Genomic DNA, 15,341 nt, shown 5'->3' on the forward strand with positions numbered 1-15,341 from the left:
CCATCGCCCGCGCCCTCGGCGCGATCGTCGGTGCCGTCGCGGTCACGGTCGACCTTGCCGCCGGCGCTGCCGCGCGATGAGGAGTACCAATTGTCCGAATTGTTGGCGACGAGGCTGATGTCCGAGTGCGGCACGCCGGCGGCCTCGAGCCGCGCCACGGCCGTCTCGGCGTCGGAATAATTGTCGTACAGGCGAGAGATGGTGGTGGTCATGTGATGTGCTCCTTGATTCTTACTTCTTGCCTGCCGGGTTCACGTTGCCCTGGAAGTCGACGCTGACGTCGGTCTTCGTGCCGGCCTTGTCGGCCTTGCCGCGCCAGACGCCTTCATTGTCCTTCTGCAGGCCGGACACGTTGGTGTAGCCGGCGTCCTCGATCCGCGACTTCGCCTGTCCTTCGGTGAAGCTGTTGCGGCCGGCAACGGGCTTGTTGGAGTTGTTCTGGTCGGAGCTGTTGACCGCGTTGTTTTGCGGTCCGCTTTGCGCCGGCTGCGACTGGGCGCCTGCGGGCACCGAAGCCAGCAGCAGCAAGGTTGCGGCCAGCAGAGTTGAACGTTTCATCTTGTTGTCTCCTGCAAGTGATTGTGCGGGCGACAACAAGCGACGGTCGAAAAGGTTGCTAATGTTTCCCGGTTGTTCGGTGCGGCGTTTCGGACCGCCACAAGGTGCAGCGGCGCCGTGTCACTTCGAGGCGTTCGTCATCTCGCCCTGGCTGCGCGTTGCGGGCTCCCAGGGCGCGGGAAGGACGACGCGGATGGGGCGGGCTTCCGTGGCGCTTTGCCCTGCGACGGGCGCCTTGTCCTTGACCGGCTCGGCCAGCGCGACCGCCATCATCGCAATCAGCATGGCCGTAGACGTCGTGACTACCCGCAGATCCAGCATCGATACCTCCTGTTTGCGCACCAACGCCGGGCCACGGCGTTGGTTCGGGAGCGATCGGGAACAAGTGGCAATTTTTGTCGTTTGTAGATGACACGCCCGCACACCGGGCTGCTGGAGGAGGAAGACAAAATGAATATCAAGACGATCATTGCGGCCGCCGTGCTGACGTCGTTCGCGGCCCCCGCATTCGCGCAATCGTTCTACGTGGTGCAGGACGTCAAGACCAAGAAGTGCACCATCACCGAAGCCAAGCCGACCACCACGGAAACCACCGTCGTCAGCGGTGACACCGTGTACAAGACGCGCTCGGAAGCCGAAGCCGGCATGAAGACCGTCAAGGTCTGCACGTCGAACTGAGGAGGGCGATCGCGCAAGCGATCGACTGCGCAGGCCCGCGCGGAGCGATCCGTCGCGGGCCTTGCTTTGCGCGTTTTGGAACTTCAGGTCCGGCGGCCGATTGTCCTGCTTTGAACGCGGAAAACAGCTCCGATCATGCAATCACGCTATCCGTTGCTGAAGAAGTGGACAGCGGAGGAGCATGAGCAGTTGAAGGCCATGGCCGAAGCCGGCCGGCGGCCCGACGAGATCGCGCTCGCCCTCAATCGCAGCGAAGCGGCGGTGCGGGTGCGGGCCTGGCAGCACGGCATCGCGCTGCGCCTCGTCACATCGAAGCGCAAGAGGTGAGCGTCAGCGCGAGAGACCGCAGCGGTCGCGTTCCTCACACCGCCAGGGGCAGGTCGATCTTCTCAAGACCCCGCACCGCAGGCAGCGACATGAAGCCGGGCTTTGCGAAATAATAACCCTGGAACAGGCGGATGCCGGCGGCGCGCAGCGTGGTGAGCTCGGCCTCGCTCTCGACGCCCTCGGCGAGCAGGGTGATGTCCAGCTCGCGGGCAATTCCGGCAAGGGCGGACACGATCACCTGCTTGGGCTGGCTGAGATGGATGTCGCGCAAGAGCTCCATGTCGATCTTGATCAGGTTGGGCTGCAGCCGCGCCAGCAGGCTGAGGCCGGCATAGCCGGCGCCGAAATCGTCGAGCGCGGTCCAGAACCCGAGCGCCTTGTAGGTTCGGATGATGTTCTCGACATGCTTGGGATCGCTCATCCGCTCGTTCTCGGTGAACTCGAACATCAGGTTCGAGGCCGGAAAGCGCGCGCGGCTCGCCGCCTGAAGCGACTTCTGGATGCAGGCGCGCGGCTCGTAAACCGCGTTCGGCATGAAGTTGATGGAGAGGCGCGTATGCGGATCATCGAACAGCTGGCCGGCGGTCTCGATCGCCATCACCCGGGCATCCTGATCGAAGCGGTAGAGCTGCTCGTCAGTGAGCTGGCTCAGCACGCTGTGTGCACTTTCGCCCTCCGGCCCGCGCACCAGCGCCTCGTAGCCCCAGACACGGTGCTCGGCGACGTCGACGATCGGCTGGAACGCCATCTTGAACTTGAACGGCAGCTCCGTGCCGTCCCCGCATCCCTTGCACGCCATGGCCACCAGCTCCCTTGCCTGAAGGCGGGAAGGTAGCGGCATCGGGGTTAAGGAAGAGCGAAGCGGCGCAGCCCGCTGGGCCGGCCCTCAGCGGTCAGTGCGCGAGCGTCCAATTGTGCACATAAGCCCTCGCACGAAACACGGCTGAAACACTGCTGAAACCCGATTGTCTCGAACTCCCCGGCCGCGGCGCCCGACCAACGAAGCGAAAAGGAGAGACATCATGATCCAGATCGGTTCGAAGGAAGAAGTCGCGTTGCTGCTGGCCCTGTTCGGCACCCATACCCAGCCGGTGCGGAGGCCGAAGCCGAAATCCCCGCGCGGATGAGGCAGGATGACATGCCGGGCCTGGCCGATTGTGTGAGCCTGCTGCGGCTCCTGATTGCGAGGGGGGATCCCCAGGGAATTCCGCTCGCCGAAAATGCCATCGAGCAATATCTCGCGGTGACGCCGGCGGCCGCGCGCGGGCGCGGGCTGTGCGTGCTCCAGCTCGATGCGCGCGACCAGCACGTCGCCGCCGTTGGCGTGCAGCGCTCCTTTGCGGAGACGATCGACGCCTATATCGCGCGCAAGCTGGCAGAGGTGTGAGGCTTGGAGCCGGCGGCTTCGCCGGCAGCTTCGATGCTCCGTTCACTTTTTAACACATGCTAATTTTTTCGTCTTGCTAGAAACCTTTGCCCGCGCCGCGCCTAAATGGGCAAAGGACTTGCGACAATGACCCGATACTTTTTCGACTTGCGGGACGACAAGGGTACAGCGTTCGACGAGGAAGGACTGGAATTGGCGAGCCTGCGCGCCGTTCAGGCCGAGGCCGCCAAGTCCGTCGCCGACATGGCGCGCGACGCCGTGATCTCCGCCTCACCGGCCGACGGCAAGCAGAGCTTTGCGATCGACGTGCGCGACGAGGACGGCCCCGTGATGCACGTGCAGTTTTCTTTTGCGATAGAGAACTACAAGACGCGATCGCACGGGCGCGATCATTGACGCATCAACGAGCCCCGCGGCGCTTGCTCGGGCTCCAGCACTGCGATCTTGCGGCCGAGCTGCCAGACCTCGACCTTGCCGTGGCGCGTGAACTGCCGCGCGAAGGTGAGGGCGGTGGCGTCGGACGCCGCCTCGAACGCTTCTGCGGAACGGAAGACGCCATTCTCGCCGACGAGATAGGCACGGTATTGCTGAGTCATGTGGGAGCCCTCAGGCCCGGCGACTGCAGCCAGGCGTCGATCTGCATGGCGGTCTCGTCCTGCCGCGCCCGGCGCAGCAGCATCTCGCGGCGGCGCCCGGGCGACAGCGCGCGGGCTTCCTCGCGGCAGCGCGCAGCTTCGTCCGCGAGACGCTCGGCGAGAGTCTTGGTGTGTTTGATACGACGCCGCTTCAGCATGGCGCATCTCCCTTGTTCGCGTGAGGGCGGGAGCGCAACTGGCGTTCTCATCACCGATCTCATGCCACGGGCCTTGCGGTGATGAATCAACTCTACGACTCCGCAAGCAGAGAGTCGCTATCAAATGATAGTCCGCGAACACTTATTTTCGGAAGCGAATACAGCGCCTTGAGCGACTTACTCATTTGAGTAACCGGGGTCAAAGTTCACTTTTGAACATTCGCTTTGAACAATGGCAGCTTGTGGTAGTTTACAGTCATCACCGGCCGAGGATCTGCCCGTAGGCGTCGGTGGCTGAGAGACCGAGCGCGCTCCCGCCTGCAAAAGCAAGGGAGCACGGCCATGCCGGGCGGCAACACGCGCCTTCGCAACATTCATGACGAGATCGCCGCCATCGCGCGGCAGAACACCTTTGTGCGCGCGCTCATCGCGCGATCCTGTGAGATCCTGAAGCAGCCGGTGCCGGACACGTTTTTGGGCCGCAAGACCCACGAGCCTTTCCCCGAAGCGCTTAGCTCCGAGCCGGACGGGGAGCGTTGACCGTCAGCGCGATCGCGACCGGCGGATTCAGGCCGGTCTGCAGCGTGCGGGTCTGGGTGACATGGGCGCACATCGCCTCGGCGATCGCGCGCTGACGCATCAGCTCGAGGCGAAGCCTTTGGGCTTCCTGCAGCGCGGCATCGGCGCGTGCCAGCAGGGGATCGGTCATTGCTCCCGGCATTCCGCTCCAACTCGGCGTCTTGCCGCTTGTTCCTGCGTGACAGCCGCTGCCTTGCCGCCCACAAAACTGTGACCCTCGCGTGAGGCGGGCGGGCGTAACGGGCCGGACGGGCGCGCCGTATCACCGGCAACCCGCGACCAAGGCGGGGAGCGCAAGGGGAAGACCACGTCCATGAAAGCAGAGTTCAACATCGCCGAAGCCGGCCACGGATCCTATCGCCCGCTCGCCATCCTGCGCTGGGTCATGGTGATCATCTTCGTCTCGTTCGGCATGCAGAAATTCACGCCGCAATCGGCGCAGGGCATCGCGCAGTTCATCGCGAACAGCCCATTCATCTCCTGGCTGCAGGTGTTCGGCCTGCGCGGCGAGGCTTATTTTCTCGGCGTCACCGAATTCGCCATCGCCGCGCTGCTGATCGCCGGCGCCTTCTCGCCGCTGCTCTCCGCGCTCGGTGCCTTCATGGGCGTCGTCACCTTCTTCGTCACCTTCTCGTTCTTCTTCACCACGCCCGGCGTCGTGACATGGAGCCTCTCGGCTGACCCGATGGCGTGGACGCTCGCCGGCGAGTTCCTGTTCAAGGACATCGTGCTGCTGGCGGTGTGCGTGGTGCTGCTGCTGGCGTCGGTGCGGGGGATGGTGGGGAGGGGAAACCACTCCTAGGCAATCACGTCTTCCTTCTCAGTTCCTCTGGCGGCGATTATCAAGGAGTCATCGGGAAGCGGCCGCTGAAGCGCCTTGGCTTCATCCCAGGGAGCCCGCAGCCACACGTCCCATTCCTCGGCCGTTGTGAGGAGCACCGGCATTGCTTTCGGATGGATCGGTTCAACGACCGCATTCGGGTTCGTCGTGAGGAACCCATAAACTTGATGTGGTCCCGGAACGGGCTTCGACTTCGTGCCGCGATCACCATTGAACGTGGTCCAGATGCCAGCGAACGCAAACAGCGGCCGCTCTTTGGCGACCGCAAACCAAACGACATCCTTCTTCTTCGTCTCCGGGTTCGGCTCGGGCGCGTACTCAGCGAAGCTGTTGGCGGGCACGAGGCAGCGGTGCTCGGGCTTGAGCCAAGCCCGCCAATGGGGCGATGAGGTGTTGCGGATGTTCGTCACCGGCGGGCCGCCGGTGCGGGGCGGCGGTGGCATGCCCCAGCGCATCATCACCAACTCGCGTTCGCCGCCGCCTGCCTCGCGAATGACGGGGGCAGGGTAATCCGGAAAAACGCCGGGCATTGGCGGCAAATTGCCTTCGTAGCGACGGACAATGCGGAAGAGTTCGGCGATGGCGGCCTGATTGGTCGTGATCGAATAAAGATTGCACATGAAAACGATTGTCCCTTACCGCTCGCCCGGCCACCAGGTCGAAGGCGGATGGCTGGTTGAAATCTTTGTCAGCCTCAGCGCCACCAGCGAACTGCGCTTATACGGGTAGCCGCGGACCTGTGAACAGTCCTTGCAGCGCATATAGCGTTTGAGTTCGTGCACCGGCGTCGTCTTTGCGCGTCGTATGATCTCGAGTGCCACAGTTTGGTTGGTGTCGCAGCCATGGCAACGCACCTCCAAATATATGTATCCGGCATTGATCGCATCACCGATCGTCGGTGATGGCTGCGCGGGACCCTTGTAACCGAGCATGCGGTAGTTCCACGCTTCGCAGGCCAGCTTGTCGGCTTCCTTGCGAGCGGACGCGGCGCGCTCAGCCGACATCTTGATCTGAGTGCCATAGAGATATTGCCGCGATTTCGTGGACATCGGATCAGAAGACACGAGCCAACTGTGTTGGCAAATTATCGATTACTTGTGGGCGGTAAGGGAGTCTGGCTACTGCCGGTCGTGGCTGTGGAAAAAGAACGAGTCAGATGCTCACCAACTGCCGGCCTGTTCCTTTGCAATCAACGCACGCGCAATCTGGCCCAACAATTTCTGGTGCAAACTTGCCCCAGTTGCCGTCGCCGCCGCATTCGAGACACTGGATTTCTCCGGCGCCGCAACCGAGGTCTCTGACCTCTGTCTCAACCTCGGTGTTACAATCGCGGGCACAGTAGACGAGCATCATCGTCCGTAGCGCTCCTCAAAAGGTTGGAGTAGGCTAGGCGGTCGCGACGCGACTCAAGGCCAAGCTCTTTCGCTTTGCGCGCCACGTCGTCGATAGAGCCTCCTCTACAAAGAAGGCTTGCGGCATCCCGAATGGAGCCGCCGCGATTGAGCACGGCAGTTAGGTCGCGAATGTCTTCTGCATCCCATGGCTCGCCGTCGCGTAGGTCGTGGGATGGCGAATACACAAATGGCTTTCTCACAGATCCTCCCGCAATCCTTTGAAAAATGGATGCCGCACCTTTCCCTCTGCCGACTTGGCGCGGTACTCGATCTCAGCAAGCAGCTTCGGCTCGACCCATATGCCCTTATGCGCGATCCGCTTTGCGTAGGGCTGCGTCCTGCGCCGAAGCGGCTCCAGGCGCTTCCGCAGTTCGGCGGCTGATGTCTTGTCGAACCCGTGGTCCACCTTGCCGGCGTAGATCAGATCGTCGCCCTTGCGGCGGCCGAGATAGACGCCGTCCCATTTGCCTTCGTCGAGTGCGAAGCCTGCAATGGTAAGGGTCTCCCGCTGGGCGCAGGTTGTCTTGACCCAATTGTTGCCGCGGCCACTGCTGTAGACGCTGTCACGAACCTTGGAGACGACGCCCTCAAGCCCGACCTTGCAGGCATGGGCAAACATCTCGCGCCCGTCGATCTCGAAGCTCTCGCTGATCTGCACGTCGCTACCTGCGATGATCTTCTTCAATTCCGCCTTGCGCAGGAATAGAGGCAAGCTGCGCATATCGCGGCCGTTGAGATAGAGCAGGTCGAAAGCCACGAGCACGATCTTATCGGAGGTGCCCTTCAACTCGTTCTGAAGCACCGAAAAGTCTGTCGTGCCATCGGCAGCCGGGACAACGACTTCCCCGTCAATGATCGCCGCGCCCGCCTTGATGTGCCACGCGTCCTCAGCGACCTTCTTGAAGCGCTTCGTCCAGTCGTGGCCGCGGCGGGTGAAGACGGTCACGGCCTCATTGGCCAAATGGACCTGAACGCGATAGCCGTCGAACTTGATCTCGTGAACCCACCGCTCTCCGGACGGCACCCGGGGGACGGAGGATGCCAAGGCCGGCCCGATAAAGTCCGGGAAGGGCGCCTTGACGCCAATCGCCGGGGACTTCCGCTGACGCTGCGACGCCACCAAACAACTCCACGCAACAAACTCTTTTGATTCGAATCTTTGTCCGAGGATTCGTTCCGGCCCGACCGCGAAGGGGAGGCGCCGAAGGAACCAACTGAATCCTCTCGCGTTTTCGCAGCGCATGGAGGTGCAATATGGCTAAGGCGAAGAAGCAGACCGCTCGCGGTCGCAAGCAGGATCGCGCGCGCGTTGCGGGCGGGCAGGACTATGAGGTGAACTACGAGGCGAAGAAGACCCGCCGCTCGGCTTCGGCCGTGAAGAAGGCGGTCAAGAAGGTCGGCAGCAGCCGGAAGAAGGTCGAGAGCAAGCTGAAGCGGCGCTGATTCCGGCACGCTCAAGACGCTAAGTGTTCTCCTGTTGGACACCGCACTTATCCGGACTCCACATTTGTTGCCGTCTAGGTAGAACTACGCAGGCCGGGGCTGGCATTTGATCCCGAACATTCATTTCAACCGGCAAGGGGCTATCGCGAGGTAGCCCCTTTCTAGTGTTGGTCGCGCCAACGCTCTTCAAGAATCTCCGAAGGTCTGGAACTGCCACTATTGCAGTGGACTTGAGTCGGCGCTGGCTCGCCGCCAAGCTGGCGGAGCGGCCCCGGCCTTATCCCCGCTTATCCCCTGCGAGCCGGGGCCGTCTCTCCGCAGCGTCCAGTTTCGGAGTAAGCGTATGCGTTCATCGCCCTCGATCGTCCCCACCGACCGCCTCGACCGGGACATCTACCTGGTGCTTGAGGACTTCGGCGCGCGTGCCGGCTGCGCATGGCGCGAGACCGACGAGCAAGACACGGACCGCGAGACGATCATCCGCCACATGCTCTCTGGTCAGTATTCTTATCCGGTGCGGATCGTAATTTTCAACGCCATCGAGGGCTATGCTCGGGACGCCACAAGCGAGATCGCAGATGATTTGGCGGATGTCGTTGCCGGTGATGCGGAGATCACACCCGCGTTGCAGGCCTTCATCGAAGCCAACGCTACACGACCCTTCACTCAACAACTGATGCTTCCGCTACGCGGCGCGGCCTAGGTCATTGGCGCTTAAGGCGCCGTCGGTTCAAGAACGTGCGGAGCTCAAACAGGCCGACCATGGTCCCGACAAGGACGCTGCCACCCATTGTCATCAAGAGTACCATCTCCAGCATGCTCGCACGACTTCCTAATCTGGTAAGGGATTTCAAGACTGCCGTTTAAGCCGCCGGGGGGTCGAGAGGAGCTTCCTTTCGAAAGAGATCCTCCGCTGCAGCCGCCCGATCGTGAGTTCGGAGAAGTATGCCTCGCAGAAGCCGGCTTGCCGCCCTGAAGCGCTCGGCTTTTTCTGGTTCAACCTCGTCAGACCGCCCTGAGTGATGCATGGGAATCCATCAGTCAGGAGGCTGAAGGCCCGGCGAGCGGAGCCACTCGCTCATGTGCGAGCCTGTTTCGCACTGCCGCGCGCGACGAAGCAAATGCTCGCGCTCGATACCCGGCGGAGCCGCCTGGGCCTGTTCGCGGAGGCGTGCAGCCTCAAGCGCCAAGCGCTCTTCCAAGGTCTGCGTTTGCTTGGGACGTTGGCGCTCAGTCATAAAACAAGCCTCTATCCGCGGCAGGTGAACGTCGCGATGAGAGGTATGGGATGATTTCCCTGAAGGAAGCGAGAGTTTTATTTTGCTTCAATGTCCGGAACTAAAGACGAATGGCTCAAAATGAGTGAGCTGCGCTGACACATTCGCCGCCCTCCGCATCGTTAGGTTGCTGTGATGCTGGGCTGTAGGGTCACTGCCGATTTGACACGTCGGGCAAAACACCGGCAAAATAGCATCATCGAGACGAATGTGTTTTGCGCCCGCGCCGGAGTTGTCCGCCGCGGGTTTTTTGCGTCTCGATCAGAACCTTGTAACTTTTCAGACGGATTTTTCAGATGAATGAAGTGGTGCAACACAGTCTTCTATCCCAAAATGCTCTCGCCAGGGCGGCCGCACGTCGCGCTCTCAAGCAGCGGACGCTGACCGAGATCAAATCACTGGCGCGAACGCATACGAATGTCGCGATAAAAACGCTCGTGCAGATCATGCGCGACAAGGAAGCTCCCGCCCATGCCCGTGTTTTGGCGGCGAACGCCATCCTCGATCGGGGATGGGGCAAGCCGTTGCAGCCGATTGCGAGCGAAGACGACAAGCCGATCCAGTTCGTTCACCGTATCGAGCGGGTCATCGTGCATCCCGGCGACAACGTGGCGATGGAGGCGCAGATCGAGGAGAGCGTGCAGCTCGCATCAATCAGCGTCCTTGGCAGCCTCGGCGCGGTGCGCGACAGCGATGCCTCTCACGAAGAGCTTTGGCTGCAATCGCAGGAGCAGGCATGAGCGACATCCTGCAGAAGCTGCTGCTTCAAGCGCGTGCTAAACCGGAGACCAAACCTCAATGGCCGCGATGGATCGCCGAGGCGCTTGCATATAAGCCCGAGAGCGCTGCGCCCGTGAAAGCGCCGTCCAAAGCGGTCCCAGCGGCTCCGGACAGACGACAAGATTATCGGGTGTTGACCCGAGTAAGGAATACTTGAAGACAAAGGCCCGTGGCGGGCCGCGGGCTTTCTTTAGGCTCGGAGGGTTCACGGTCCGCCGGCAAAAAATTTTCAGACCGACCGGCAGCGCCGCTTTTGACCCATTGCAGACTTGGATGCTGCTTCTATGCACTTCCTTGAAGGAAGTGAACCAACGCTTGAAGGGCCAAGGCTTTTTTAACCCCGCGAACCGTCCGACGAATTGACTCGGATTTTAGATCAGCTCTAAACTCGTTCAACCTTGGGAAAGTAGCAGTTTGGGGCGGGATTGTGCCGACCTTTCGGGCTTACATCATCGACGCTGATGGGCACATACAGCGGCGAGTCGACCTTGAAGTCCCTAACGAATCAGCAGCGAAGGATAGGGCTCGGCAACTCGTCGATGGGCATGCGGTGGAGCTCTGGGATGGTGCAACCAAGCTCGCCCGGTTTGAGCCGATCCGCCTTGAGCCCTCTGTAAAACACTAGCTCTCGCATGCCATAACGGCACGGTTGAGACCTCTTGGTAATAAGGTAGGGAACAAACTGCTAAACTTGGTGTTTTGATACGCCTGCTACCTGTCGCCTCAGGAAAAATGAGCCAATCATCATTTGAACGCGTCGGGGATGCGCGCCGGTTCGAGCTGCTGGTAAATGCTATTGTCGATTACGCTATCTTCATGCTGGACAATGAAGGCCGCGTTCAGACGTGGAACGCGGGTGCGGAAAGGCTCAAGGGCTATTCTGCTGATGAGATCATCGGAAAGCCTTTCTCGACCTTCTATACGCCTGAAGAACGGCAAAAAGAAGCGCCGCAAGCTGCATTAGCTGCTGCACGCGAAGCCGGCCGTTTCCATTCCGAAGGGTGGCGAGTACGCAAGGACGGCACCAGGTTCTGGGCCCTTGTCGTGATCGACACTATCCGCGATGAAACGGGCGAACTGATCGGCTTCGCAAAGGTCACGCGGGACATCACCGAACGCCATCAGGCTCAGCTCAATCTCTTGGAGAGTGAGCGCCGCTATCGCCGTCTCGTCGAAGCGGTCGTTGACTATGCGATTTTCCAGCTCGACCCATCGGGTAATGTGAGCACCTGGAATCCCGGCGCGGAGCGGATCAAAGGCTATGCTCCATCCGAGATCATCGGGCGTCACTTCAGTCAGTTCTACACGCCGGAGGATCTTGAGCTTGGAATACCAAAACAGGCTCTCGCACAAGCCGCCGAGACTGGTCGCTTCGAGGCTGAGGGCTGGCGAATGCGTAAGGACGGCACTCGTTTTTGGGCCTCCGTTATAATAGATCGTATCTCGGACGAAGCGGGCAACCTCATTGGTTTTGCGAAGGTTACCCGTGATCTGACCGAGCGCAAAAAAGCGCAGGACGAGTTGCGCGCCGTCCAAGAACAATTGGCAGCATCCCAGAAACTCGAAGCAGTCGGCCAATTGAGCGGCGGCATCGCGCACGACTTCAACAACCTTCTCATGATCGTGCTTGGCAACATCGAAACGGCGGAGCGGCATAGTCGCCATCTTGCAGGCAGCGTTAACATCCAACGCGCGCTCACAAACGCGAAGCGAGGTGCACAAAGGGCTGCGGCACTGACCAGTCGTTTGCTGGCCTTCTCAAGACGACAGGCGCTCGATCCCAAACCAATCAATCTCAATACCTTTCTGACCGGCTTGCAGGACTTTCTGCAGCGCACGCTCGGGGAAGGTATCGAGGTGCAGACTGTGGGGAGCGCGGGCCTTTGGCAGATCGAGGCGGATACAAATCATCTGGAATCGGCGATCATCAACCTCTGCATCAATGCGCGCGATGCAATGCCCAGTGGTGGCAAGCTGACAGTAGAAGCGGTGAACGTTTCTGCCGATGATGACTATTCTCGAATTAATCCGGAGCTATCGCCTGGGCAATATGTGGTGGTGTGCGTGACTGACACCGGCACCGGCATGTCGAGCGACGTTTTAGAGCACGCGTTCGAACCCTTTTTCACGACAAAGGAGCCCGGACAAGGAACGGGACTTGGGCTCAGCCAAGTCTATGGCTTTGTCAAGCAATCGGGTGGTCACGTCAAGATTTACAGCGAGGTCGGCCAGGGCACCAGCATCAGAATGTACTTTCCTCGCTACTACGGGAGCAGTGTTCCGACTGAAACCGAAGCCGATGAAATAGTGCCCGAAGCCGAGAAGTTGGAAACTATTCTCGTTGTGGAAGATGATGCAGACCTCCGGGCCTACGTGACGGACGCCTTGAAAGACCTCAACTACCGCGTCATTTCCGCGCCCAGTGCCCAGGCCGCGCTCACCACTCTGCTGCAGGACACGCCCGGGATCGATCTTCTCCTTACCGATGTGGTGATGCCGGGGATCAATGGACGCGAGCTTGGAAGACGCGCCCAGCAGATCCGCCCCGGACTCAAGATCCTGTATATGACCGGATACTCGCGTAACGCAGTGGTCCACCAGGGTCGGCTGGAAGAGGGAGTGGACTTGCTGGAAAAGCCCATCTCCCTGGCAAAATTGGCCCTCCGCGTACGAGAGATGCTGGATCGTAAGGTTGTTGAATAGCGGCGCCACATCATACGAGACACGCTTTAGGATTTGCACGGCCCAAACCACCGCCTCAGCGCCTCCTCCAATCCGCGCTCACCCCCGTCTCCCACCCAGCCCACATGGCCGTCGGGCCGCACCAGCACCGCGCCGGGCGCTGGGACCTCGCCGATCGCCGGCAACTGCCATGGACCGTGATAGTCGGCATCGACGACGGCGATGCGATCGGCCCAGGGTGCTGCCTCGACTCTGACGCGCTCGCCGAAATTGAGCAGCACGCCGCGCGCGCCGTGCAGCAGCGTGAACAGGTTTCGCGTCTCGCCCGCAACGACGAGATCGAGATCGGGCATGCGGCGGCCGAGCAAAGGGTGGCCTTCGCCGAGATCATAGGCGATGTCGAGCCCGCTCATCATCGCGCCATAGCGCCGGCGGGCCGCGTCCAGGCCGAGCAGCTCGGCGACGGTCTCGCGCGCGGCCTTGAGGCCGTCGTCGCCGCGGCGGAGCAGGGCAATCTGCGCCATGGTGGTCTTCAAGACCCGCGCGGCGACGGGATGGCGCTCGGCATGATAGCTCTCGAGCAGGCTGTCCGGCGAGATGCCGCGCACCACCTGCGCCAGCTTCCAGCCGAGATTGACGGCGTCCTGCACACCGAGGTTGAGGCCCTGTCCGGCGACGGAGTGATGGATATGCGCGGCATCGCCGGCGAGCAGCACGCGGCCCTTGCGATATGAGGTGGCCTGCCGTGCCGCATCGGTGAAGCGCGAGATCCAGGCGGGGCTGTGCACGCCGAAATCGGTGCCGTAGACGGCATGGAGGGCTTCGCTGAGGTCGTGCAAGCCGGGCTCGCCTTTGCGATCGAGCGTGGCCTCGGTCACGACGACCAGCACGCGGCCGCTCTCGGTCTTGCTCAGACCGTGAAAGCCGAGCGAGTCGTGACGCAGGCCGAACTCGGGCTGCTCGCGCATCTCGACCTCGGCCATGAGATTGCTCAGCGTCGGCGCGAAGCCGGCGAAGTCGATGCCGGCGGCCTTGCGCACCACGCTGCGGCCGCCGTCGCAGCCGACGAGATAGTTTGCGCGCAGCACCTTGTTGCCGGAGAGCGTGACGTCGACGCCGGTCTCGTCTTGCGCGAAGCCCGTCACCTCGGCGTCGCGATAGACCGGCACGGCGAGCTCGGCGGCCCAATCGGCCAGGATGCGCTCGATGTGGGCCTGCCGCAGCGCGAGCCCGTAGGGATGGCGCGTGGGGAGATCGCTGATGTCGAGCCTGGTCCAGGCAAAGCCCGCGAGCTGGGTGATCTGGCCCTCGCGCAGGAAGCGATCGGCGATGCCGCGCTGGTCGAGGATCTCGATGGTGCGGGCGTGCAAGCCGCCGGCGCGGGTCTCGACCAGCGCCTGGCTGGTGCGCCGCTCGATCACCGCGACGTCGACCTTGGCGAGCGCGAGCTCGGCGGCCAGCATCAATCCGGTGGGACCGCCGCCGGCGATGAGGACGGCATGATCGGCGCTCGCCGCGGCGTTCGCGCCGTCGCGATGCGCCTCGTGGTTCGAACGCGACCTTGGAAGCAATATTGGCATGTCGTGACCCCCTTCGATGTCGTTGGCTGGGTCACGGCTTCTACGGCAGGAACGGGGGCTTGAAGCAAGCCCCTTGCGCACTACATATCAAGCTGGGAGGAAGGGCGCCTTCTTCCGCGTTCGCCGCGTTGACACGTCGGGCAAAACACCGGCATAATGGCATCATCGAAAGAGTTTGGTTCAGCCCGCGCGGACGCTATCCGCTGCGGGTTTTTCTGTTCTGGGGCGTTGTTCTCTTGCGCTGTGTTCAGCAGATGCCGGTGGTTCGGTGCATGATGTCGGCGAGCTCCTCGAACGAGAACGGCTTGCGGATCATCGGCAGGCCGCCGCGCCGCGGCTCGCGGCCCGACAGCTGCAGCACCTTCAGCTCCGGACGGACGCGCCGCGCCCGCTCGGCCAGTTCATGACCGTCCATGCCGGGCATGTTGATGTCGGTGATGAGGATGGAAATCTTTTCGTTGTGCTCGAGCCGGTCGAGGGCATCCGCGCCTCCTTGCGCGCTGAGCACCTCGCAGCCGAGTTCCTCCAGCATGTCCACGACCACGTCGAGGACGGCGGGGTCGTCGTCGACAACCAGGACAGTGTGGCTCATCTCACGAAGGTTCCTTCCAGCGAAGGAATTAACGCGCCGCTCGCCAGGGTGGTTCCTTCAAGCCTAATCGTCCTTCGACAAATCGCCCGGCTCGGCGGGAAGGTCGATGGCGCCGCCTTCGCCCTGCGAGAGATCGCGACCTCTGTCCTCGGTCTCGCCGGAATCTTCGACGATCGTCTCGTGCATCTCGCGCGCCTTGTCGATGTGCGGCTTGTGATCGCCGCGCGGCGGGCCGGCTCCGGCCCGGTTGCGCGATGCCTGTCGTGACGTCGTCCTGGACATGCGTTGATCCTCCTGATCGACTAACTCTCGCGAGACCCGCAGGTTCGTTTGACACGTCGGGCAAAACACCGGCATAATGACATCATCGAGACGAGTTTGGTTCACCCGCGCGGACGACATCCGCCGCGGGTTTTTTCGTTCTTTATTG

Annotated in this window: 22 protein-coding genes and 1 pseudogene; 10 read left to right on the plus strand and 13 right to left on the minus strand. The window is 61.8% G+C overall.

The window, feature by feature from the left end; all coding sequences use genetic code 11:
• From SE91_RS07880 to SE91_RS34865, 3 genes and pseudogenes are all read right to left on the minus strand, one after another.
• A pseudogene (locus SE91_RS07880) lies at nucleotides 1-212 on the minus strand (hypothetical protein); the annotation flags it as partial.
• A gap of 19 nt (nucleotides 213-231) precedes the next feature.
• Entirely contained in the window at nucleotides 232-558 is a 327-nt protein-coding gene (locus SE91_RS07885) for a hypothetical protein (RefSeq protein WP_008555682.1), read from the minus strand.
• Nucleotides 559-678: 120 nt separating this feature from the next.
• Nucleotides 679-879, minus strand: a complete 201-nt coding sequence (locus tag SE91_RS34865) for a hypothetical protein (protein ID WP_063921345.1) — start codon at nucleotides 877-879, stop codon at nucleotides 679-681.
• A gap of 129 nt (nucleotides 880-1,008) precedes the next feature.
• Between SE91_RS34865 and SE91_RS07890 the strand changes: the two genes are divergently transcribed.
• Nucleotides 1,009-1,236 (plus strand): hypothetical protein, encoded by a 228-nt coding sequence (locus tag SE91_RS07890; RefSeq protein ID WP_008555679.1) that lies wholly within the window; start codon nucleotides 1,009-1,011, stop codon nucleotides 1,234-1,236.
• Between the two features lie 135 nt (nucleotides 1,237-1,371).
• A complete protein-coding gene (locus SE91_RS07895; protein ID WP_061847167.1) occupies nucleotides 1,372-1,563 on the plus strand; it encodes a Myb-like DNA-binding domain-containing protein in 192 nt (63 codons plus the stop codon).
• 34 nt (nucleotides 1,564-1,597) lie between these two features.
• Here SE91_RS07895 and SE91_RS07900 read toward each other — a convergent pair whose 3' ends face one another.
• Nucleotides 1,598-2,368, minus strand: a complete 771-nt coding sequence (locus SE91_RS07900; protein WP_061847168.1) for an EAL domain-containing protein — start codon at nucleotides 2,366-2,368, stop codon at nucleotides 1,598-1,600.
• A 333-nt stretch (nucleotides 2,369-2,701) separates the two neighbouring features.
• Between SE91_RS07900 and SE91_RS07905 the strand changes: the two genes are divergently transcribed.
• Nucleotides 2,702-2,950 carry a hypothetical protein gene (locus SE91_RS07905; protein WP_061851038.1) on the plus strand — a complete coding sequence of 83 codons (249 nt, stop codon included), beginning with the start codon at nucleotides 2,702-2,704 and terminating at the stop codon, nucleotides 2,948-2,950.
• 126 nt (nucleotides 2,951-3,076) lie between these two features.
• Nucleotides 3,077-3,346 (plus strand): DUF6894 family protein, encoded by a 270-nt coding sequence (locus tag SE91_RS07910; RefSeq protein WP_061851039.1) that lies wholly within the window; start codon nucleotides 3,077-3,079, stop codon nucleotides 3,344-3,346.
• Here SE91_RS07910 and SE91_RS07915 read toward each other — a convergent pair.
• Both SE91_RS07915 and SE91_RS07920 read right to left on the minus strand, forming a co-directional pair.
• Nucleotides 3,340-3,546 carry a hypothetical protein gene (locus SE91_RS07915; protein WP_061847169.1) on the minus strand — a complete coding sequence of 69 codons (207 nt, stop codon included), beginning with the start codon at nucleotides 3,544-3,546 and terminating at the stop codon, nucleotides 3,340-3,342. The two genes, SE91_RS07910 and SE91_RS07915, sit on opposite strands and share 7 nt — an antisense overlap.
• Nucleotides 3,543-3,743: a hypothetical protein gene (locus tag SE91_RS07920; RefSeq protein ID WP_061847170.1), complete on the minus strand. Its 201-nt coding sequence runs from the start codon at nucleotides 3,741-3,743 to the stop codon at nucleotides 3,543-3,545. Before SE91_RS07920 ends, SE91_RS07915 begins: the two co-directional genes overlap by 4 nt.
• A 342-nt stretch (nucleotides 3,744-4,085) precedes the next feature.
• Between SE91_RS07920 and SE91_RS07925 the strand changes: the two genes are divergently transcribed.
• A complete protein-coding gene (locus SE91_RS07925) occupies nucleotides 4,086-4,283 on the plus strand; it encodes a hypothetical protein (protein ID WP_061847171.1) in 198 nt (65 codons plus the stop codon).
• On the opposite strand, the gene SE91_RS07930 is transcribed toward SE91_RS07925, so the two are convergent.
• Entirely contained in the window at nucleotides 4,255-4,452 is a 198-nt protein-coding gene (locus SE91_RS07930) for a hypothetical protein (protein WP_061847172.1), read from the minus strand. The two genes, SE91_RS07925 and SE91_RS07930, sit on opposite strands and share 29 nt — an antisense overlap.
• A gap of 183 nt (nucleotides 4,453-4,635) precedes the next feature.
• Here SE91_RS07930 and SE91_RS07935 point away from each other — a divergent pair, with 183 nt between their 5' ends.
• Nucleotides 4,636-5,124, plus strand: a complete 489-nt coding sequence (locus tag SE91_RS07935; protein WP_061847173.1) for a DUF417 family protein — start codon at nucleotides 4,636-4,638, stop codon at nucleotides 5,122-5,124.
• On the opposite strand, the gene SE91_RS07940 is transcribed toward SE91_RS07935, so the two are convergent.
• The 3 genes from SE91_RS07940 to ligD form a co-directional block, all read right to left on the minus strand.
• A complete protein-coding gene (locus tag SE91_RS07940) occupies nucleotides 5,121-5,783 on the minus strand; it encodes an SOS response-associated peptidase (RefSeq protein WP_061847174.1) in 663 nt (220 codons plus the stop codon). The two genes, SE91_RS07935 and SE91_RS07940, sit on opposite strands and share 4 nt — an antisense overlap.
• A gap of 15 nt (nucleotides 5,784-5,798) precedes the next feature.
• A complete protein-coding gene (locus SE91_RS07945) occupies nucleotides 5,799-6,212 on the minus strand; it encodes a hypothetical protein (RefSeq protein WP_061847175.1) in 414 nt (137 codons plus the stop codon).
• Nucleotides 6,213-6,753: 541 nt separating this feature from the next.
• Entirely contained in the window at nucleotides 6,754-7,677 is a 924-nt protein-coding gene (gene ligD, locus SE91_RS07950; protein ID WP_061851040.1) for a non-homologous end-joining DNA ligase, read from the minus strand.
• A 134-nt stretch (nucleotides 7,678-7,811) separates the two neighbouring features.
• On the opposite strand from ligD, the gene SE91_RS07955 reads away from it, so the two are divergent.
• The 4 genes from SE91_RS07955 to SE91_RS07970 all read left to right on the plus strand — a co-directional run bounded on the left by SE91_RS07955 (nucleotide 7,812) and on the right by SE91_RS07970 (nucleotide 12,760).
• The gene (locus SE91_RS07955; protein WP_061847176.1) at nucleotides 7,812-8,000 is read left to right on the plus strand and encodes a DUF3606 domain-containing protein; all 189 of its coding nucleotides are present in this window, start codon (nucleotides 7,812-7,814) and stop codon (nucleotides 7,998-8,000) included.
• A 343-nt stretch (nucleotides 8,001-8,343) separates the two neighbouring features.
• A complete protein-coding gene (locus tag SE91_RS07960; protein ID WP_061847177.1) occupies nucleotides 8,344-8,703 on the plus strand; it encodes a hypothetical protein in 360 nt (119 codons plus the stop codon).
• 870 nt (nucleotides 8,704-9,573) lie between these two features.
• Nucleotides 9,574-10,017: a hypothetical protein gene (locus SE91_RS37525; RefSeq protein ID WP_063921291.1), complete on the plus strand. Its 444-nt coding sequence runs from the start codon at nucleotides 9,574-9,576 to the stop codon at nucleotides 10,015-10,017.
• 772 nt (nucleotides 10,018-10,789) lie between these two features.
• On the plus strand, nucleotides 10,790-12,760 hold the full coding sequence (locus SE91_RS07970) for a hybrid sensor histidine kinase/response regulator (RefSeq protein WP_061847178.1): 1,971 nt from the start codon (nucleotides 10,790-10,792) through the stop codon (nucleotides 12,758-12,760).
• Between the two features lie 26 nt (nucleotides 12,761-12,786).
• Here SE91_RS07970 and SE91_RS07975 read toward each other — a convergent pair whose 3' ends face one another.
• The 3 genes from SE91_RS07975 to SE91_RS07985 form a co-directional block, all read right to left on the minus strand.
• Complete coding sequence (locus SE91_RS07975; RefSeq protein ID WP_061847179.1) at nucleotides 12,787-14,319, minus strand: FAD-dependent monooxygenase; 1,533 nt, start codon at nucleotides 14,317-14,319, stop codon at nucleotides 12,787-12,789.
• 247 nt (nucleotides 14,320-14,566) lie between these two features.
• Nucleotides 14,567-14,911, minus strand: coding sequence for a response regulator (locus tag SE91_RS07980; protein WP_061847180.1), 345 nt, complete (start codon nucleotides 14,909-14,911; stop codon nucleotides 14,567-14,569).
• Nucleotides 14,912-14,974: 63 nt separating this feature from the next.
• Complete coding sequence (locus SE91_RS07985) at nucleotides 14,975-15,193, minus strand: hypothetical protein (RefSeq protein ID WP_061847181.1); 219 nt, start codon at nucleotides 15,191-15,193, stop codon at nucleotides 14,975-14,977.
• Nucleotides 15,194-15,341 lie beyond the last annotated feature (148 nt).

The organism is Bradyrhizobium sp. DOA1 (assembly GCF_001593325.1).
Lineage (GTDB): Bacteria > Pseudomonadota > Alphaproteobacteria > Rhizobiales > Xanthobacteraceae > Bradyrhizobium.